This is a genomic window from Pseudomonas sp. D4-21, assembly GCF_051132125.1.
Taxonomy (GTDB): Bacteria; Pseudomonadota; Gammaproteobacteria; order Pseudomonadales; family Pseudomonadaceae; genus Aquipseudomonas.
The window spans coordinates 415,937-436,229 of sequence record NZ_CP071664.1 but is presented as its reverse complement, the minus strand read 5'-3'; the positions used below and the strand labels follow the sequence as shown (position 1 = coordinate 436,229).

The window sequence follows — 20,293 nt, the reverse complement described above, 5'->3', positions numbered from 1 at the left end:
GAAAACCCGCGCAGTTTAGCGCGAGTCGGGACTTAATTCCTCCTATGAGACGGGATATGGAGGATTGAGTTCACGGGGTGGGGCCCGCTTGGGTATTTATGTTGATTGACAAGGCGCCATCGCGACCAAGCTCGCTTCCACAAGTTGACCGAGTTGCTCTAACGAATGCGGTCTATTGTGGGAGCGAGCTTGCTCCGGGCGGCGATCCGACGATGAACACACCTCAGTTCTTGACCGGCGGCTTGCGCAACAGGCTGAACGCCATCGCCGCGAGGAACAGCACGCTCAGTAGCAACACCGCCCACAAGCCCATTTTCTTCCAGTTGGTGTCAACGACCGCAGGCACCGCTTCAACCGTTGGCGTCAACGTAGTGGTTCCGTTCACCTTCGCCGCACCCAGCGCCGCCAGGCGTGACGGTTTGTAATCCGGAATCAGCGTGGTCAACGGCAAGTTGGCCGCCTTTACCGTCGCGCTGCCCAGTGCCAGCTGGTATGGCCCTTCGCCCCGTGCCAGGAACACCACCTGGGTCGCACGCACGGCAAAACGCAGCGCAGGCGCTTCGGTGCCCAGACCGCCGCCGCGCTCATCCACCGTCAGCTTCAATTGTTGAACGGTCTGGCCGGACAACTGCAGCTGGTTTTGCTGCACGTCCTGACCGTTCTGGGTCAGGCGATAGAGCAAGCCACCGCCCATCGGCTGCCACGGATGGCTGCTTTCACGGCGACCGGCCAGGGTCACCGGCGCCAGGCTGTTGGCCTGGCTGAGCTCCACCTGCACCTGCTCGATGTCCAGCCCCATCGGCAACTGCCATGTGTACTCACCGGCCTTCGTCGTATTGCCGGCAAGCGGTTGCGACCAGACCAACGGCAGCGGCAGGCTTTCGCGGCTGGCGCTTTGCAGTTGGGCTGAGGTCAGCACCGGCGCCGAGGACGGAGAATCCCACAGCAACCGCAAGTACCGCGCCGATTGCCCGGGCAGGTTCACTTCGTGCTGCTCGACCCGCTCATCGGCAAATGTCAGCCGGGCGACCTGCCCTTCCCCCCAGGCCTGCCAATGCTGCAAGTCATCGCTGGCTTCGATGGTGAAGCGCTGGAAGCCGTCGCGCTCGCTGGTCCAGTCGAGAATCAACTGCTGCAACGGTGCCTTGATTGCGCTGGCATCGAGCAGCCAGCCGCGCAGTTCTTCTTCCCCCGCTTCGAGTCGGCTGGACGGCTGCACTTGCACCAACGTGCCGTTGGCGTTCGATTGCACCCGCACGCTGGGCGCGCGCTCGCTGTCGTCCGCGGCGTTGTACAACGGGAACCACTTCACATCGGTGAGGGTGCGATTCTCCCGGCTCTGAGCCGACTCGCGCAACAACGCATAGGCCTGGGCCTGCCCGGCGGCGTTGAAGACCCGCAGGTCACTGAGGTCGGTTTGCCGCGCCTGCAACTGGACGTCCAACGGTAACGGCAAGCGATACCACGGCCCCTCGCCGCTCAAGGCCAACGGCACCTGATGGGCAAAATCCTGCGGTTGCTCCTGCGCCGTCGCCGACAAGGCTGCCCACAGCCCGACCACGCCCAACCCGATTCGACTTAACTTGCGACTCAAGACGACACTCCCTCACTGACAGGCATCGGCGGCTCGGCATCGGCGGCCGGCTCCGGACGTTTCGGTGGCAGCGGCGCAAAATAGCCGACCACCAGCAACAACACGCCCACCCCAATAAACGACACGATCCGCGCCAGACCGCCACGGTTACTCAATTCGACGAAGAACAGCTTGGCCACGACGACAGCAATCAACGCGGCGCCGATCAGCCACACCTCACGGCGATGGCGCAGGTGACCGCCGATCATCAGGCCCAAGGCAATCAAGGTCCAGACGATGGACAGACCGGCCTGCACGAACATGGATTCAAGCAACGCATCCAGTTCGTACGCAACCCCCATCCACTGGTGCGCACAGCGCATCACCACGGCAGTGAAGAACGCGAACAGCGACACACCGGCGGTCAACTGAGCGATATGCCCGACGCGACTCCAACGGTTTGTCGACTGCTCCACGGCGTTGCGGGCCCACACGTAAATACCGAACAAGGCGAACAGCAGGCCCAGCTCCAAGGGATTGAGCAACGGCACATAGGGCAGTGGCTCAGAGTTGCCGTCACTGAAGGTGTTGGTCAGCCAGAACCAACCGAGCATCAACAGCGCCATCGGTGCCGCCGCGTAGACTCGGTATTCGCGCGGTTGAGCCGATACCGGCCAGGGCAAGCTGCGCGGCGTTGACACCAGCACCAGGTAAAGGCTCGGCAGGATCGCCCAGGCCAACCAGCGCCAGGCGTTGTATTGCTCAGACAGCAACAGCAGGCCGTAACGCAGCTCCAGCATCAACACCGTCATCAGCAGCCAGCAGCCGAGCACATGAGCCGTACTGCGCGCCTGGGCCGGCAGTATCGGCGCGAGCCGTTTCAAGGACATGAAATGCACGGCGAACACCGCAAGCCAGGCCAGCCAACCGAAATCCGCCGCCGGGTGGTAACGGCTGTGCCCGGTCGCCACCAGCACACAGCCCGCCGCCGGGATCAGCAAGGTGCCCAACAGCCCCAGCGCCGGCCATTTCAAACGCAGCGACAAGACGCTCCACACCGCCACGCTGGCCGCCGCCACCATCAGCAACAAGCTGCCTTGCAGGTTGGCCGGGGCAAAGCGCAGCACTTCGCTGACCCATGCCAGCGCCCACCAACCGGCACCCCAAATCAGCAACAGCTCGGACAGGCGCCGCAAACTCAAGGCGTCGAGCTCCTTCGCCGAATGCGCCCGTTGCAGCCGCCATGCACCCACCAGCGCCGCCAGTCCCAGAACCAATGGTGTCCAGAAACCGCTGTGGGCCAGCGGGCGAAGATCCTCGGCATCGAGCGCCCCCAACAGCGCCGGCCCCGCAGTGAGGAACGCCGCACCGCCCAGCAATTGCAGCAGCAAGCCAAAGACAAAACTCACCCGCTGCTTCAGGTACAGGCTCAACCAGATGATCAACAGGCCGCTGGCCGCCCACACGCCGCTCGCCGTTTGCCAAGGCAGGACGAAGAGCACCGCGAGATTGATCAGCACCAGTCCCGCCAGCAACACCACCGACAAGCCACGCAGCAACCGCACATCGTTGCGCACCATGTCGTCGCGCGCCGCCAGCAGCATGCCGCCGATCAATGCCAGGCCAATCAGCGAAGCACTGAGCAAACCGCTCCAGCCAGCGCTGAACACGGCCGTCGAATCCCCGTCCGCACCTTGCAGGCGCACCAGGAACAACGCACCGCCCAGCAGTTGCACGGCGAACGCCGTAAACAAGAAGCTACGTGATTGCAGGCGCAGGCCAACGAACAGCGTCGCCAGGCCGGCCAATGCCCAAGCGATGGCGGTGCCGTGGGTGGAGAAGAACAGAGGAGCCAGCAAATAAAGGAAGCCCAGGCCCAGCACCGCCAGCACGGGTTGGCCCTGGCGCTCCCAGCTCGCGATATGGTCAGGCTCTGCCTTGCGCGACTGATAGAAGCTGAACAGCAAGGCACCACCGAGCATCAACGCACCCAGCCACGAACCTTCCAGCAGGCTGCCTTCACCTGAATGCAATTCGCTGACGAAGGCCAGCGCCGAACCCAATTGCAGCAACAGGGCAAAGACTCGCGCGAAGGGCCGTTGTTGGCGCAGGCCCAGCCAGAAGATGCCGGCGCCCTCCACCGCCCATGCCGCGGCAGTCCAACGGGCATCGAGGCCGAGCGGAATCGCCAGACTGCTGAAAATCACGCCCAAGGCGAGGCAGGTTTCAGCCAGCAGCACGGCGCGACCGCCCATCAATACGCGGGCCAGACCCATGTAGATCATGCCCAGGGCCAAAGCACTGAACGCTGCGGCGAATTCCAGGTGCTGGACCAACGCGAACTGCAAACCGAAGCCTACCAACGGAGGGCCGAACAGCATGCTGCCATCGACGTAGTCACCCTTGCGGGCCGACCAGCGCAACATCGCATCGCGGCTGTCATCGTCGGGTCCATCGCTCATTTCCATCAGCTTGCGCCGGGTGAACAGCAAGCCGATCACCAAATACATCAGGAAAAACACAATGAGGAACGGTTCGGTGCTCCACAACAATTCCGGCGTATAGGAACGCAAACCCCAGGCGAAACCAATGCCGAAAGTACCAACAAAGCCAATCAGGTTGAGCAGGCGCCAGGCTTTGAACCAAGCAATCGCGAGGATGCCGGCGTTGAGCAGGATGAAATAGCTGAACAGCCCGACGTGGTTGCCACTGCCGGTGGAGGTGAGGATCGGCGCGGCAAACCCGCCCAGCGCCGCGGCCGCCGCCAGGCCCATGGCATTCTGGGTGACCGCCAGGATCGCCGAGAACACCGTGACCGCCACCAGCAAGGCCAGCGCTGCCTTGGAATCGAGCAATGGATGCAGGCGCATGGCGGCAAACACGGTCAGGTACAGCACCGCAATGCCCGTGCCTTGGAGCATCAATGCATAACTGTTGTTACGTTGGCGCAACCACCAGCCCAGGCCCAACAGGCCCAGCGCGCTGGCCGCGACGCCGGCATAGCGCAATTCGATCGGCACCACCATGCCTTCGGTGGCGTAGCGCAACAGGAATGCCAGGCCGAGGAATAACAACACCACCCCGACCCGCAACACGGTATTACCGCCGAACAGCCAGTTGCGCGCGGCGGTGATGGCGCGATCGAGCAGATTCGGGCCACGGGGAACCGCAGGCGCAGGCGACGTCGATTCAAGGGGCAACGGCGCAAAGTCACGATTGGAGGGACGGCTGGAAGCGGCCGGCGCAGGGCTCCAGATTTCATCAGGCAACGGCTGGCTGGCCTGGGTGCTCATGACGGAGATGGGTTCGAGGTCTGGCGGCAGTTCCCAGACCAGCTCCGGCTCGGTGCGGGCTTCGGGTTTTGGAGCCTGGGGCGCGACGGCCTCGGCCGCCGGCGCCGGATCACTCGGCTGGGCGGCCTTGCCGCGTTCGAGCACCGCCAGCCGCGCTTCCAAGGTGAGCAGACTCTGCTGGGCCTCTTGCAACAGGATTTGTTGCTTGGCCGCCTGGATACCCAAGCGCCCCAGTCGAAACGACTGGGCGATGCCGAGCCCGACCAACGCGCCTATCAGCGCATCGGCGAACGACTCGTCCACCACCCAGCCGAGTGCCAGGCCCAACAGTGTCAAAATCCATTGCATATGGTCGATATCCCTAAGCGGCCCCTAGCGGGCATGACCGGGAGGATGCGGTGCCTGGATCAGTCTAGTGGAAACCCCAAAACCCTGTGGGAGCGAGCTTGCTCGCGATGGCGTCGTTTCAGGCGACAGTGATCTTGCCTGACATGCCGCTATCGCGAGCAAGCTCGCTCCCACAGTGGATCGTTGGCGCTTCCAGTACTGAATCCGGCTTCACAACCCGGCGAATCAGGCGCTTAGTATATCGACGAAGCCCAACCGTCGTTGGGCTTCGCTCACATTTCTCGCAAGCGTTATTCCAGCGCTTTCCAGATATCGGTGGCGTATTCGCGAATGGTCCGGTCCGAGGAGAACCAGCCCATGCGCGCGGTGTTGAGCACCGCCGAGCGCCACCATTGCTTGGAGTCGTGCCACTTCTCTTCGACCTTCACCTGGGCGTTCCAGTAGGCATCGAAATCGGCGCAGACCAGGAAGCGGTCGTAGTCCACCAGCGAATCCACCAATCCGGTGTAGCGCATCGGATCGTCCGGGGAAAACACCCCGCCCCGAATCGCCTGCAACACATCGTTGAGGCGATGGGAGGCGGCGATGTCCGGCGCGGCGCTGAACTCACCGTTGCGCTTGCGCGCTTCCACCTGCTCGGCAGTCAGGCCGAAGATGAACATGTGCTCATCGCCGACGCGCTCGTGCATCTCCACGTTAGCGCCATCCATGGTGCCGATGGTCAGCGCGCCGTTGAGGCCGAACTTCATATTACTGGTGCCCGACGCCTCGAAACCGGCGGTGGAAATCTGCTCCGACAAGTCCGCCGCCGGAATGATGCTTTCGGCCAGGCTGACGTTGTAGTTGGGCAGGAAAACCACTTTGAGCAGACCGCGCACGGTCGGGTCGTTGTTCACCACCCGGGCGATGTCGTTGGTCAGCTTGATGATCAGCTTGGCCTGGTGGTAACTGGCGGCGGCCTTGCCGGCGAAGATCTTTACCCGCGGTACCCAGTCCACTTCCGGCTCGGCACGAATCGCCTGGTACAGCGCCACGGTGTGCAGCAGGTTGAGCAACTGGCGTTTGTACTCGTGGATGCGCTTGACCTGCACGTCGAACATCGCCGCCGGGTTGACGGCGATGCCCAGGCGCTCGTGAATCAAGTAAGCCAAGGCTTTCTTGCTGTGCAGGCGCTGCTCGGCGAACTGCTTGCGGAACGCCGGCTTGTCGGCGAACGGCTCCAGCTCGATCAGCCGTTCCTCGGGGTTGTCGAGCACGCCAGGCCCCAGAGCGTCGACCATCATCGAGGTCAATTCAGCGTTGGCCTGGAACAGCCAGCGGCGGAAAGTGATGCCGTTCGTCTTGTTGTTGATTCGCTCTGGATAGAGCTTGTGCAGCTCGGAGAACACCGTGCTGCGCATCAACTGGGTGTGCAACCCGGACACGCCGTTGACGCTGTGGGAGCCGAGGAACGCCAGGTTGCCCATGCGCACCCGGCGACCGTTGTCTTCCTCGATCAGCGACACCGAGCGCAGCACGTCGAAATCATGCACGCCCTTGGCCCGCAGCGAATCGATGTGCTGGGCGTTGATCAGGTAGATGATCTGCATGTGCCGAGGCAGCATGCGCTCCATCAACCCTACCGGCCAGGTTTCCAGGGCCTCAGGCAGCAACGTGTGGTTGGTGTAGGACAGTGTGTCCTGGGTGATCTGCCAGGCCGCGTCCCACGCCACATCGTAGACGTCCACCAATTGGCGCATCAGCTCGGCCACGGCAATGGACGGGTGCGTGTCGTTGAGCTGGATCGCCGCGTGATCGCCCAGGGTCAGCACCGAGGTGTGCATGTTGCGATGACGACGCAGCAAGTCCTGCAGCGAAGCGGCGACAAAGAAGTACTCCTGGCGCAGGCGCAACTCCTGGCCGGCCTCGGTGCTGTCGGCCGGATACAGCACGCGGGAAATACTTTCGGCCCGGGCCACTTCGGCTACGGCGCCGAGGTGGTCGCCGGCATTGAAGCGCTCCAGGTGCAGTTCTTCCATGGCCCGGGCACGCCACAGGCGCAGGGTATTGACGCTCGCGCCGCGCCAGCCGACCACCGGCGTGTCATAGGCGATGGCCCGCACGGTTTCGGCCGGGGACCACACCTGGCGAGTCTTGCCGGTTTCGTCGGTGACGGTTTCGACGCTGCCGCCAAAGCCGATTGGGTAGACGACTTCAGGCCGCTCGAATTCCCAGGGGTTGCCGAAATCCAGCCAGTGCTCGGTCTGCTCCTGTTGCCAGCCATCGACAATCGCCTGGCGGAACAAGCCGTGTTCGTAACGAATACCGTAGCCATGACCGGCGATACCCAGTGTCGACATGCTTTCCATGAAGCACGCCGCCAGACGGCCAAGGCCGCCGTTGCCCAGGGCCGCGTCGGGCTCCAGCAGACGGATGCGTTCCAGGTCGACACCCAGCTCGGTCAGCGCTTCGCGGGCGGTGTCCAGCAGGCCGAGGTTGCTCAGGCTGTCGTAGAGCAGGCGGCCGATGAGGAATTCCAAGGAGAGGTAATAGACACGCTTCTGGCCCTTGCGGTAGATCTGCCGCGTGTGGTCCATCCAGTGTTCGACCATGTGGTCGCGGGCGGCAAGGGCGATGGCTTCGAACCAATCGTGATCAAACGCATGATCGGGATCCTTGCCGACGGCATAAGTGAGTTTGGTCAACACAGCGTCGCGAAATGCCGCAACCTCAGCTTCGCGAACAAGTGGTTCTTGAGTCATTGATGAGACCTCGAACGAGCATGGAATTGTCTGAGCCTAGTCGGTCTGACAGACGGTAAAGGCTCTTGGTTCGGTGGTTTTTCCGTCGGCGCCGGAGAATCGTCGCCAAGGAATTGCCGATGGACGAATGAATGCAGGGGCCGTGCCGGTAAGGGCGGGTTTTGTCGGGACGCAAAAAAAACCGGCAGATGGTCGTTCAAAATTTCACCAGTCCCGGTATGATCGCGCGCCCTGATGCATGCTGGTACACACCGATGATGAAGCCCAACCTGATCGCCGCCGCGGAGATCGACCGACTCGATACCTGGGCCAAGTACTCCGCCCCGATGTGCGGTTCCTGCGTGTCGAGCTGCTGCACGCTGCCGGTGGAGGTGAAGATCAAGGATCTGATCCGGATTGGCATCGTCGATGAGTTCGAACTGGGCGACCCGCCGAAGAACATCGCCAAGCGCCTGCAAAAGGAAGGGATCGTCGAGCGCTACAACCAGAAATCGGAAATCTTCACGTTGCAACGCATGAGCAACAACGATTGCCTGTACCTGGACCGAAAGAGCCGGCTGTGCACCATCTATGAGAAGCGCCCGGACACCTGCCGCAACCATCCACGGGTCGGGCCACGGCCGGGTTATTGCGCGTACAAGCCCAAGGAAGTGGAGCGCGAGCGGAATCCGCGGACGCTGGACAAATTTTGATCGACTGAGGGTTTAGCGGCGCCTGCAATACCGTCTTCGCGAGCAGGCTCGCTCCCACAAGGGCCTTATGTTGTTCACAATCTTGCGTCCGACAAAGAACCACTGTGGGAGCGAGCCTGCTCGCGAAGGGGCCCTCACAGGCACTCCATAAAACCGGGCACAAAAAAACGCCCCCGGTCTCACAACCGGGGGCGTTTTTCATTCAGCCTGGGCTAAATCAGGCCTTGGCTTTCTTGGCGGCGCGGGTACGCTCGCTTTCGTCCAGGATCTTCTTGCGCAGGCGGATCGACTTAGGCGTCACTTCGCACAGCTCGTCATCCTGGATGAATTCCAGGGCCTGTTCCAGAGTGAAGCGAACAGGTGGAACCAGGGCGATGGTTTCGTCTTTACCCGAAGCACGCATGTTGTCGAGCTTCTTGCCCTTGGTAGGGTTCACGCCCAGGTCGTTGTCACGGCTGTTCAGACCAACGATCTGGCCGCCGTAGATTTCCTGGCCGTGCTCGACGAACAGCTTGCCACGCGCCTGGAGAGTTTCCAGGGAGTAGGTCAGTGCCTTACCGGTTTCAACCGAAACCAGAACGCCATTCTGACGGCCGGACATGTCGCCCGACTTCATCACGTCGTAACGGTCGAAGATCGAGGTCAGGATGCCAGCACCGTTGGTCAGGGTCAGGAACTGGTTACGGAAACCGATCAGACCGCGAGCAGGGATGTTGTATTCCAGACGTACACGGCCTTTGCCATCCGGCACCATGTTGGTCAGGTCGCCCTTACGCAGGCCCATCTCTTCCATCACCTTGCCCTGGGATTCTTCCGGCAGGTCGATGGTGACGTTTTCGAACGGTTCGTGCTTCACGCCGTCAACCAGACGGATGATCACTTCCGGACGGCCTACAGCCATTTCGAAGCCTTCGCGACGCATGGTTTCGATCAGTACCGAAAGGTGCAGTTCGCCACGGCCGGAAACCTTGAACTTATCAGCCGAGTCGCCTTCTTCAACGCGCAGTGCAACGTTGTACAGCAGCTCTTTGTCCAGACGTTCCTTGATGTTACGGGACGTCACGAACTTGCCTTCTTTACCGCAGAATGGCGAGTCGTTGACCTGGAAGGTCATGGAAACGGTCGGCTCGTCGACGGTCAACGGCTTCATCGCTTCAACGGTGTCCGGGTGGCACAGGGTGTCGGAGATGAACAGCGAGTCCATACCGCTGATGCAGACGATGTCGCCGGCGGCAGCTTCTTCGACGTCAACGCGGTGCAGGCCATGGTGACCCATCAGCTTCAGGATACGACCGTTGCGGCGCTTGCCGTCGGCGCCGATAGCCACGACCGGGGTGTTCGGCTTGACGCGACCACGGGCGATACGGCCAACACCGATCACACCCAGGAAGCTGTTGTAGTCCAGTGCCGAGATCTGCATCTGGAACGGACCGTCACGGTCAACGGCCGGTGCAGGTACGTTGTCGACGATCGACTGGTACAGCGGGGTCATGTCTTCAGCCATGTCGGTGTGGTCCAGACCGGCAATGCCGTTCAGGGCCGAGGCGTAGACGACTTTGAAGTCCAGCTGTTCTTCGGTGGCGCCCAGGTTGTCGAACAGGTCGAAGATCTGATCCAGAACCCAGTCCGGACGCGCGCCTGGACGGTCAACCTTGTTGATGCACACGATCGGACGCAGGCCGGCTTCGAAGGCCTTCTTGGTCACGAAACGGGTTTGCGGCATAGGGCCGTCCTGGGCGTCAACCAGCAGCAGCACGGAGTCGACCATCGACATCACGCGCTCTACTTCACCACCGAAGTCGGCGTGGCCCGGGGTGTCCACGATGTTGATGTGGTAGCCGTTCCAGTTGATGGCGGTGTTTTTCGCCAGGATGGTAATACCGCGCTCTTTTTCCTGGTCGTTGGAGTCCATCACGCGCTCGTCGTTGAGCTCGTTGCGCTCCAGGGTGCCGGATTGACGCAAGAGTTTGTCTACCAGGGTGGTCTTACCATGGTCAACGTGAGCAATGATGGCGATGTTGCGTAGATTTTCGATCACTTGTGTATCTCGATCAGAGGATTCGGTGTGCTGACAGGTCGTGGCAGCGATTTACAGTAGAGTCCGACAGTTACAGCGTGTCGGCGGCGTCGGGGGGCCGGTGACGCAGGCCACAGGCAAACAGCCCCGGGCACTTAGCTCGGTCGATAAACGCGCACATTGGCATGCCCCTCACTGAGCAAATGGTGAGCATGCAGGCGACTCATCACGCCTTTGTCGCAATACAGCAGGTACTGGCGAGTAGGGTCCAGTTCCTTGAAACGCGCGTTCACTGCATAGAACGGCATCGTTTGTACCTCGACGCCGGCGATGCTCAGCGGGTCGTCCTCAGCATCGTCCGGGTGACGGATGTCGATGATGATCTGACCGGCCAGCGCTTCGCCGACTTCTTCAATCTGGATGTCCTGGCCCAATTCGTCGATGACCCGATCGATCGGTACCAGCCTGGCGTTCTCGATCGCGCGCTCGAGTACCGCCATGTCGAATTCTTTCTCTTCGTGCTCCACGCGCCCGCGCTTGGCCGCCGTCTTCGGATTGACCGAGATGACCCCGCAGTACTCGGGCATGTGCCGGGCGAAATCGGCGGTGCCGATCTCGTTCGCCGTGTCGATGATGTCCTGCTTGTGGCTGGCGATCAGCGGGCGCAGCACGAGTTTCTCGGTCACGCAGTCGATTACCGACAGGTTCGGCAGCGTCTGGCTCGATACCTGGGAAATCGCCTCGCCGGTCACCAGCGCGTCGATGTGCAGCCGGTCGGCGATGCTCGTCGCGGCACGCAACATCATACGCTTCAAAATGACGCCCATATGACTGTTATCGACTTTGCCGAGAATCTCGCCCAGGACTTCTTCGAACGGCACGCTCACAAATAACACGCGCTGGGAGCTGCCGTACTTCTTCCAGATGAAGTGCGCCACTTCCATCACGCCCAGCTCATGGGCGCGCCCGCCGAGGTTGAAGAAGCAGAAATGGCTCATCAGGCCGCGACGCATGATCTGGTAAGCGGCGACGGTGGAATCGAAGCCACCGGACATCAGCACCAGCGTTTGCTCCAGTGACCCCAACGGGTAACCGCCGATGCTGTCGTGCTGGCTGTGGATCACGAACAACCGCTGGTCGCGAATTTCGATGCGCACTTCAACCTGCGGATCTTTCAGCGAAATCCCGGCGGCGCCGCACTGCCGGCGCAGCTGGCTGCCGACATAACGTTCCACGTCCATGGAACTGAACGGGTGCTTGCCGGCGCGCTTGCAGCGGACCGAAAAGATCTTTCCGGCCAGTGCATCACCATAATGGAGCATGCACTTGGCGAGGATATCGTCGAAGTCCCCCAGCGGGTACTCGTCAACTTGCAGGAAATGCGCGATGCCCGGCATGCAGCTCAGGCGCTCGGTCATTTCCTTCAGCAGCTTGGGTTCGCTGACGCGGGTTTCCAGTTCGAGGTTGTCCCACACACCGTTCACCACGACGGCCGGGTCCAGGTCACGGAGCACGGCACGGATGTTCTTGGCCAACTGGCGGATGAAACGCATCCGTACCGGGCGGCTCTTGATGGTGATCTCGGGGAAGACTTTTACGATTAGTTTCATGAAAACAGCGCGCGAACGGCCAGCCGAAAAAGGGGGCGCGGATTATAGCGGAAATTGCTCAAGGTTTAACCAGTTTATGTGCAGATGGTTTTTCATGCACCAAAACGGGTCATTATCGATTGACGGCGCCACATTGCAGTGCGTTATTGTCTGACAATCTTTGATTTGCGCCTGTAAAAGCGTGGATTTGGTGCAAAAAACCCATGGTGGGGCACTGGCATGCAATTTGCTCCCTTGTGAGGCAGGTTGCCTTGGCAGAGTATTCGCGCCGGCATCACCCATATCTAAGGGCACTCCACTACCCGCCCGAAGCCACCCGGAGGACATATGTCGAAGTCGGTTCAACTCATCAAAGATCATGACGTCAAGTGGATTGATCTGCGCTTCACTGACACCAAAGGCACTCAACATCACGTGACCATGCCGGCCCGTGATGCGCTGGACGACGAATTCTTCGAAATCGGCAAGATGTTCGACGGTTCTTCCATCTCCGGCTGGAAAGGCATCGAAGCCTCCGACATGATCCTGATGCCGGACGACGAAACCGCCGTCCTGGACCCGTTCACCGAAGAGCCGACCCTGATCCTGGTCTGCGACATCATCGAACCTTCGACCATGCAAGGTTATGACCGCGACCCACGCGCCATTGCCCACCGCGCCGAGGAATACCTGAAGTCCACCGGTATCGGCGACACCGCTTTCTTCGGTCCAGAGCCTGAGTTCTTCATCTTTGACTCGGTCAAGTTCAAGTCCGATATCTCCGGCTCCATGTTCAAGATCTTCTCCGAACAAGGTTCGTGGATGTCCGACCAGGACGTGGAAGGCGGCAACAAAGGCCACCGTCCAGGTATCAAAGGCGGCTACTTCCCGGTTCCACCGTTCGACTTCGACCACGAAATCCGTACCTCCATGTGCAACGCACTGGAAGAAATGGGCCAGACCGTCGAAGTTCACCACCACGAAGTGGCAACTGCCGGCCAGAACGAAATCGGTGTGAAATTCAACACACTGGTGAAGAAGGCTGACGAAGTCCAGACCCTGAAGTACTGCGTACACAACGTTGCCGACGCCTACGGCCGCACCGCGACCTTCATGCCGAAGCCTCTGTACGGCGACAACGGTTCGGGCATGCACGTGCACATGTCGATCTCCAAGGACGGCAAGAACACCTTCGCTGGCGAAGGTTATGCCGGTCTGTCGGACACTGCCCTGTACTTCATCGGTGGCATCATCAAGCACGGTAAGGCCCTGAACGGCTTCACCAACCCGTCGACCAACTCCTACAAGCGTCTGGTACCAGGCTTCGAAGCCCCGGTCATGCTGGCCTACTCGGCTCGCAACCGTTCCGCCTCGATCCGTATCCCTTACGTTAACAGCCCAAAAGCCCGCCGTATCGAAGCGCGCTTCCCGGATCCGGCTGCCAACCCATACCTGGCCTTCGCTGCACTGATGATGGCCGGCCTGGACGGTATCCAGAACAAGATCCACCCTGGCGATGCCGCTGACAAAAACCTGTATGACCTGCCGCCTGAAGAGGCCAAGGAAATCCCACAGGTTTGTGGCAGCCTGAAAGAAGCCCTGGAAGAGCTGGACAAGGGCCGTGCGTTCCTGACCAAGGGCGGCGTATTCAGCGATGACTTCATCGACGCTTACATCGCACTGAAAAGCGAAGAAGAAATCAAGGTTCGCACCTTCGTACACCCACTGGAATACGAGCTGTACTACAGCTGCTGATCCAGTAAGCGCCGCCACGCACGGCGTGAACTAAAGAGAGGCCTCCTTCGGGAGGCCTTTTTTATGGGCGCAGGATGCGTGCATGATGGTGCGCCGCTTCCCTTACAAGACGAGATCGCCAATGACTTCCCGCTTGAAGATTTGCCTCGCCCTGTCTGCCGCACTGCTGTGTTCCACAGCCGAGGCCAGCAACGCCCCCGACGCCCTGACGCCGTTGCTCAATGCCATCGGCGAACGCCTGCTGATCGCAGATCAAGTGGCATTGAGCAAATGGGACAGTGGCAAACCCGTAGAGGACCGTCCGCGCGAGCGCGAAGTCATTGCCGCCGCCGTGGCCCAGGCGCCCACCTACAAGCTGAACGGCGAGACGGTGGAGGCGTTTTTCGCCGCCCAGATAGAAGCCAACAAACTGGTCCAATACATCAACTTGTCCGACTGGGCCCTGGACGGCAAGGCGCCAGACCTGCCGCGCCCGGACCTGGTAGGCGAGATCCGCCCTAAACTCGACCGCCTGCAAAAACGCCTGCTGCAACAACTGGCCGACTTCGCGCCCTACCGCACCGATCCACAGTGCCCGCAATGGCTGGCCCAGGCCACCCACCACAACAAACAGCACCCGGTGCACCGGCTGGCCCTGATCCGGGCAACCGGCGGACTGTGTATCTCCCCGAAATCCTGAGAAATATTTCCAAAACCCTGTGGGAGCGAGCCTGCTCGCGAATGGGCCGGCAGCCTCAGCATCGCGGCGTCTGACACGCCGCTTTCGCGAGCAGGCTCGCTCCCACGCTGGATTTGCGTCGGCCAAAAACCAGGCACACCACAACCCACAAAGGTTGATGCAACTTCTTTGGCCAACCGCCCACCCTGGCCTATGCTGCTACCCATCACTTTTGTTTTACGGTCAATCCTCCATGGGTCGCGGTTCAATTCTCCTTTTATTGCTGCTGACGCTGCCCGCCGCCGCGCAGATCTACAAATACACCGACGCCAACGGCAACACCGCCTACAGCAACCAGCCGCCCGACGGCGTGCCGGCCCAGGCGGTGGAGTTGCCGCCGCTCAACAGCGTTGAAACCCAGGCTCCGACCACCCCGGAAACGCCCGCACCTGCGCAAAACAACGACGCGCCGCGCAACGCCTACGACCTGCTGGAACTGACCGACATTCCAACCGATGAGGCCCTGCGCGCCAACAATGGCACCTTCACCGTCGGCGTTCGGACACAACCGCGCCTGCAAAGCCCCCATCTGTTCAGGTTGCTGCTGGACGGCCAGCCCTATGGCCAGCCTAGCAATGTGCCACGGCTGCAATTGATGAACATCGATCGCGGCGAGCACAGCCTCGCAGTCCAGGTCATCGACGGCGAGCGCCTGGTGCAGCAGAGCGAAACCGTCACCTTCACCGTGCAGCGGGTACACGTTCCTTGAGCCGCTGGTTACTCGCCGCAGCCCTGCTGTTGAGCGCATCGCCGGGCCTGGCGCAGGTCTATACCTACATCGACGCCCAGGGCAATCGTGTCTTCACCGACCAGCCCCGCCCCGGCAATGCCAAGAAACTGCAGCTATCACCGGGCAACCGGATGCAGGCGCCGCCCCCGGGTACAACCTCAACGGCGCCACCGGAGGAACCGCGACCCGAACCATTGTTTCGTTACGAGATGCTCCGGCTGCTGATTCCCGAACCGGACGCCACGATACGCAGCACCGCCGGGGAGCTGATCGTCACCGCCACCAGCGAACCCGGCCTGCAGAAAGGCCATCGCTACCGCCTGCTGCTGGATGGCAAACCCACCGGCGCCGCAGGGCCCAGCCCGGTATTCGCGTTGAAGAATATCGACCGTGGCAGCCATCAACTGGCGGTTGAAATCCTCGATGAGCAAGACCGTATCGTCGAACGCACCGCCAACCAACCCTTCCACATGCAGCGCATGTCCCTGGCACAGAAGCGCCGCGTCAAACCTTGTACAAAGGCCGATTACGGCCAACGTCCCGAATGCCCGCTCGCCGACAAGCCCAAGGAAGAAGAAAGCAGCATCCTGCCGTTCTTCTAATGCCCCTGGAGATGGAGCACCATATTGGTGCGGGCTCCGCACGCCCTACCCAGATACCAACCCATTTTGGTTCGAAACTACCCGAAAGCGCTGGCAGAACGCCGCGTAAACGAGCGCACAAAGGCTGATTGAGGCTTTAAACGCTTCTTTTCGGAGCCTTGGTTTGGTTTTTGCATTTTCCTGGTATCAGCGCATTAATCGCGCGCGCAATTTGAGGGCTTGCCTCCAATTGCTACGCTTTAAAAGAGGTCCTGATGACCATTAGCGACGCACTACACCGCTTGCTGCTCGACAATCTCACCACCGCGACCATCCTGCTCGACGCCGAACTGCGCCTTGAGTACATGAACCCGGCGGCGGAGATGCTCTTGGCTGTCAGTGGCCAGCGCAGCCATGGGCAGTTCATCAGCGAACTGTTTACCGAATCCGCCGAAGCGCTCAACTCCCTGCGCCAGGCCGTCGAGCAGGCCCACCCATTCACCAAGCGCGAAGCCATGCTTACCGCCCTGACCGGCCAGACCCTGACCGTCGACTACGCGGTAACGCCTATCCTGAACAACCACGCCACCCTCCTGTTGCTCGAAGTCCATCCCCGTGATCGCCTGCTGCGCATCACCAAGGAAGAGGCGCAATTGTCCAAGCAGGAAACCAGCAAGATGCTGGTGCGCGGCCTCGCCCACGAGATCAAGAATCCGCTTGGCGGCATACGTGGCGCGGCGCAGTTGCTCGCGCGTGAGCTGCCGGAAGAAAGCCTCAAGGACTACACCAACGTCATCATCGAAGAAGCCGACCGCCTGCGGAACCTGGTGGACCGCATGCTCGGCTCGAACAAGCTTCCGTCCCTGGCGATGTGCAACGTCCACGAAGTGCTGGAGCGCGTCAGCAGCCTGGTCGAAGCGGAAAGCCAGGGCTGCATCACATTGGTGCGCGACTACGACCCGAGCATCCCCGACGTCCTGATCGACCGCGAGCAGATGATCCAGGCCGTGCTGAACATCGTGCGCAACGCCATGCAGGCCATCAGCAGCCAGAACGAGCTGCGCCTGGGCCGCATCAGCCTTCGCACCCGCGCCATGCGCCAGTTCACCATCGGCCATGTGCGTCATCGCCTGGTGACCAAGATCGAAATCATCGACAACGGCCCGGGGATCCCTGCCGAGCTGCAGGAAACCATCTTCTTTCCCATGGTCAGCGGCCGCCCGGACGGTACCGGGCTGGGGCTGTCCATCACCCAGAACATCATCAGTCAGCATCAGGGCTTGATCGAATGTGAAAGCCACCCTGGCCACACCACTTTCTCGATCTTCCTGCCACTGGAACAAGGAGCCACATCGACATGAGCCGTAGTGAAACCGTGTGGATCGTCGATGACGACCGTTCTATCCGCTGGGTCCTGGAAAAAGCCTTGCAACAGGAAGGCATGACCACCCAGAGCTTCGACAGCGCCGATGGGGTGATGAGCCGCCTGGCCCGTCAGCAGCCGGACGTCATCATCTCCGACATCCGCATGCCCGGCGCCAGTGGCCTGGACCTGCTGGCCAGGATCCGCGAGCAGCATCCGCGCTTGCCGGTGATCATAATGACCGCTCATTCGGACCTGGACAGCGCTGTCGCGTCCTACCAGGGCGGTGCGTTCGAATACCTGCCCAAGCCGTTCGACGTCGACGAAGCCGTGTCCCTGGTCAAGCGCGCCAACCAGCATGCCCAGGAACAACAAGGCCTGGAAGAAGTGCCAGCCCTGGCCCGCACCCCGGAAATCATCGGCGAAGCGCCGGCGATGCAGGAAGTGTTTCGCGCCATCGGCCGCCTGAGCCATTCCAACATCACCGTGCTGATCAACGGCGAGTCGGGCACTGGCAAGGAATTGGTTGCCCATGCCCTCCACCGTCACAGTCCCCGGGCGGCGTCGCCATTCATTGCTTTGAACATGGCGGCGATTCCCAAGGATCTGATGGAATCCGAGCTGTTCGGCCATGAAAAAGGTGCGTTTACCGGCGCGGCCAACCTTCGACGCGGACGCTTCGAACAGGCCGATGGCGGCACCTTGTTCCTTGACGAAATCGGCGACATGCCGGCCGACACCCAGACCCGCCTGCTTCGGGTATTGGCGGACGGTGAGTTCTATCGCGTGGGCGGCCATACGCCGGTCAAGGTGGATGTGCGGATCATCGCCGCGACCCACCAGAACCTGGAAACCCTGGTCCACGCCGGTAAATTCCGGGAAGACTTGTTCCATCGCCTGAACGTGATCCGCATCCACATACCGCGCCTGGCCGACCGCCGCGAAGACATCCCGACCCTGGCCCGGCATTTCCTTGGCCGTGCCGCTCAGGAACTGGCCGTGGAGCCCAAGCTGCTCAAGAGCGAAACCGAGGAATACCTCAAGAACCTGCCATGGCCCGGCAACGTGCGCCAATTGGAGAACACTTGCCGCTGGATCACGGTAATGGCTTCGGGGCGCGAAGTGCATATCAGCGACCTACCACCCGAGCTGTTGAGCCTGCCACAAGATTCGGCGCCGGTGACCAATTGGGAACAGGCCCTGCGCCAGTGGGCCGACCAGGCGTTGGCCCGCGGCCAATCGAGCCTGCTGGACAGCGCCGTGCCGAGCTTCGAACGCATCATGATCGAGACCGCCCTCAAGCACACCGCCGGCCGCCGCCGCGACGCCGCCGTGCTGCTGGGCTGGGGCCGCAATACCTTGACCCGCAAGATCAAGGAATTGGGGATGAAGGTCGATGGTGGGGATGATGATGAGGGAGATGAGGGTTGATCAGCCTTTGATCCTTCACTGAATTTGAAGGCCCAATCGCGAGCAGGCTGAACTGGTCAAGTAATCTTGGACACCGATTAAGGTTCACGCCGCCAACCTTTCCTTCGCGACCGGCGACCGGTAGTCGTTGTAGCTGTGAGGCCTGCTGATGTTGTAGCGCGAGACATAGCGCTGCACGTCTGCCCGGGCCTCATGTTCCAGTTTGTAGCCCGTTTCAGGAACCCACTCTGATTTCAAACTACCAAAGAAACGCTCCATGGGGGCGTTGTCCCAGCACTCGCCTTTACGGCTCATACTTTGCCTAAACCCGTGTTTCACAAGCTCGTTTCGGAATTTATGACTGGTGTACTGACAACCTTGGTCTGAATGAAACAACACATCCTGGGGGTGGCCGCGTAGCTCAACCGCCATGCGTAGCGCTTCGCAGGTCAGGTTGGCATCAGAAATCATCGAGAACGACCAACCCACGATCCTCCGAGCGTACAGATCCAGAACGGCGGCGAAGTACATCCACCGCTTGCCGACCTTGATGTAAGTCACGTCGCCACACCACACCTGGTTAACCGCCGTTACATCAAATTTTCGCTTGAGCACGTGCGGCGCCACCAATGCCTCAACGCCCGGCGACTTGTACTTATGGCGCCTGCGCTGACGACTAGCGATGCCAGCTTCGCGCATCAAACTGCGAGCCATATAACGTCCGATACGATGCCCTTTGGCTTTTAGCTCCTTGGACAAAGTACGTGCGCCGGCCGACTCTCTGGACGCCCTGTGGTGCCTGACCAGCGCGGCTTTGAGCTTGTCCCGTTCAGGATTTGCTCTGCCTTGGCGCTGGCGCCAGGCGTAGAAACTACTGCGGTTGATCCCAAACGCCCGGCAACACCTTTTAACGCCGTATTGCTCGTCCAGCTCATCGATCAGCGTGAATGATCTTTGGCGTCCAAAAGCAGGAGAGCACTGGCCTTTTTTAGGATTTCAATGTCCAGGTCTTTCTCCCTGAGTAGGGCTTTGAGCCTCTGGATTTCTCGCTGATCAGCAGTAATCGCCTTGGCCCCTACCGGGGTCGAACCCAGGCGTTCTTTTTGCACTTGATCGACCCAGCGGCGCAGAGCAGTGGGGCCGATATCTAGGCTGGCACAGACCTCGGTAACCGGCTGGCCTTCATCCAGCACCATGCTGGCAGCCTTGAGCTTGAACTCACTCGAATAAGATTTACGCATATCCAAACACCTCAGATTTGGGCGCTATCATAGCGCCCGATTGAAGTGTCCAAAATCATTAGGCCAGTTCAGGCTCGCTCCCACAGGTTTTGGGAACGACACAGAGCTACTGTGGGAGCAGCCTGCTCGCGATGCTTTTAAAGGTTTTGTGCACCGCTTCAATGCACTGCGGGCTGCAATTGCCCCACTGTAACAAGCCAAAAGCCGGTGGACCATGCTAGGAAAACCAGCCCACACAAAAG

General features: G+C 60.8%; 14 protein-coding genes. 7 read left to right on the top strand and 7 right to left on the bottom strand.

Annotated features, from left to right (window positions below):
• Positions 1–223 precede the first annotated feature (223 nt).
• From J3Q04_RS02000 to J3Q04_RS01990, 3 genes are all read right to left on the bottom strand, one after another.
• Positions 224–1,594, bottom strand: a complete 1,371-nt coding sequence (locus tag J3Q04_RS02000; RefSeq protein ID WP_434608246.1) for a DUF3999 domain-containing protein — start codon at positions 1,592–1,594, stop codon at positions 224–226.
• A complete protein-coding gene (locus J3Q04_RS01995; RefSeq protein ID WP_434608248.1) occupies positions 1,591–5,214 on the bottom strand; it encodes a DUF2339 domain-containing protein in 3,624 nt (1,207 codons plus the stop codon). Before J3Q04_RS01995 ends, J3Q04_RS02000 begins: the two co-directional genes overlap by 4 nt.
• Positions 5,215–5,504: 290 nt before the next feature.
• Positions 5,505–7,955: a glycogen/starch/alpha-glucan phosphorylase gene (locus J3Q04_RS01990; RefSeq protein ID WP_434561124.1), complete on the bottom strand. Its 2,451-nt coding sequence runs from the start codon at positions 7,953–7,955 to the stop codon at positions 5,505–5,507.
• A gap of 254 nt (positions 7,956–8,209) precedes the next feature.
• On the opposite strand from J3Q04_RS01990, the gene J3Q04_RS01985 reads away from it, so the two are divergent.
• The gene (locus J3Q04_RS01985) at positions 8,210–8,647 is read left to right on the top strand and encodes a YkgJ family cysteine cluster protein (protein WP_003196865.1); all 438 of its coding nucleotides are present in this window, start codon (positions 8,210–8,212) and stop codon (positions 8,645–8,647) included.
• A gap of 217 nt (positions 8,648–8,864) precedes the next feature.
• Here the strand turns inward: J3Q04_RS01985 and typA are convergent, their stop codons facing one another.
• Positions 8,865–10,685 carry a translational GTPase TypA gene (gene typA, locus J3Q04_RS01980; RefSeq protein ID WP_420766323.1) on the bottom strand — a complete coding sequence of 607 codons (1,821 nt, stop codon included), beginning with the start codon at positions 10,683–10,685 and terminating at the stop codon, positions 8,865–8,867.
• A 134-nt stretch (positions 10,686–10,819) separates the two neighbouring features.
• Entirely contained in the window at positions 10,820–12,274 is a 1,455-nt protein-coding gene (gene thiI, locus J3Q04_RS01975) for a tRNA uracil 4-sulfurtransferase ThiI (RefSeq protein ID WP_420766324.1), read from the bottom strand.
• A gap of 327 nt (positions 12,275–12,601) precedes the next feature.
• Between thiI and glnA the strand changes: the two genes are divergently transcribed.
• From glnA to ntrC, 6 genes are all read left to right on the top strand, one after another.
• A complete protein-coding gene (glnA, locus tag J3Q04_RS01970) occupies positions 12,602–14,008 on the top strand; it encodes a type I glutamate--ammonia ligase (RefSeq protein WP_014336114.1) in 1,407 nt (468 codons plus the stop codon).
• A 121-nt stretch (positions 14,009–14,129) separates the two neighbouring features.
• Positions 14,130–14,687 carry a chorismate mutase gene (locus J3Q04_RS01965; RefSeq protein WP_434608251.1) on the top strand — a complete coding sequence of 186 codons (558 nt, stop codon included), beginning with the start codon at positions 14,130–14,132 and terminating at the stop codon, positions 14,685–14,687.
• A gap of 232 nt (positions 14,688–14,919) precedes the next feature.
• Positions 14,920–15,435 (top strand): DUF4124 domain-containing protein, encoded by a 516-nt coding sequence (locus tag J3Q04_RS01960; RefSeq protein ID WP_434608252.1) that lies wholly within the window; start codon positions 14,920–14,922, stop codon positions 15,433–15,435.
• The gene (locus J3Q04_RS01955) at positions 15,432–16,058 is read left to right on the top strand and encodes a DUF4124 domain-containing protein (protein ID WP_420766326.1); all 627 of its coding nucleotides are present in this window, start codon (positions 15,432–15,434) and stop codon (positions 16,056–16,058) included. The genes J3Q04_RS01960 and J3Q04_RS01955 overlap by 4 nt, the downstream gene beginning before the upstream one ends.
• Before the next feature lie 254 nt (positions 16,059–16,312).
• Positions 16,313–17,398 carry a nitrogen regulation protein NR(II) gene (gene glnL, locus J3Q04_RS01950; protein ID WP_420766327.1) on the top strand — a complete coding sequence of 362 codons (1,086 nt, stop codon included), beginning with the start codon at positions 16,313–16,315 and terminating at the stop codon, positions 17,396–17,398.
• On the top strand, positions 17,395–18,831 hold the full coding sequence (gene ntrC, locus J3Q04_RS01945) for a nitrogen regulation protein NR(I) (RefSeq protein ID WP_420766328.1): 1,437 nt from the start codon (positions 17,395–17,397) through the stop codon (positions 18,829–18,831). The genes glnL and ntrC overlap by 4 nt, the downstream gene beginning before the upstream one ends.
• An 84-nt stretch (positions 18,832–18,915) precedes the next feature.
• On the opposite strand, the gene J3Q04_RS01940 is transcribed toward ntrC, so the two are convergent.
• Both J3Q04_RS01940 and J3Q04_RS01935 read right to left on the bottom strand, forming a co-directional pair.
• Complete coding sequence (locus J3Q04_RS01940) at positions 18,916–19,740, bottom strand: IS3 family transposase (protein WP_434611621.1); 825 nt, start codon at positions 19,738–19,740, stop codon at positions 18,916–18,918.
• Positions 19,741–19,748: 8 nt separating this feature from the next.
• Positions 19,749–20,051, bottom strand: coding sequence for a transposase (locus J3Q04_RS01935; protein WP_014717988.1), 303 nt, complete (start codon positions 20,049–20,051; stop codon positions 19,749–19,751).
• Positions 20,052–20,293: the final 242 nt, after the last annotated feature.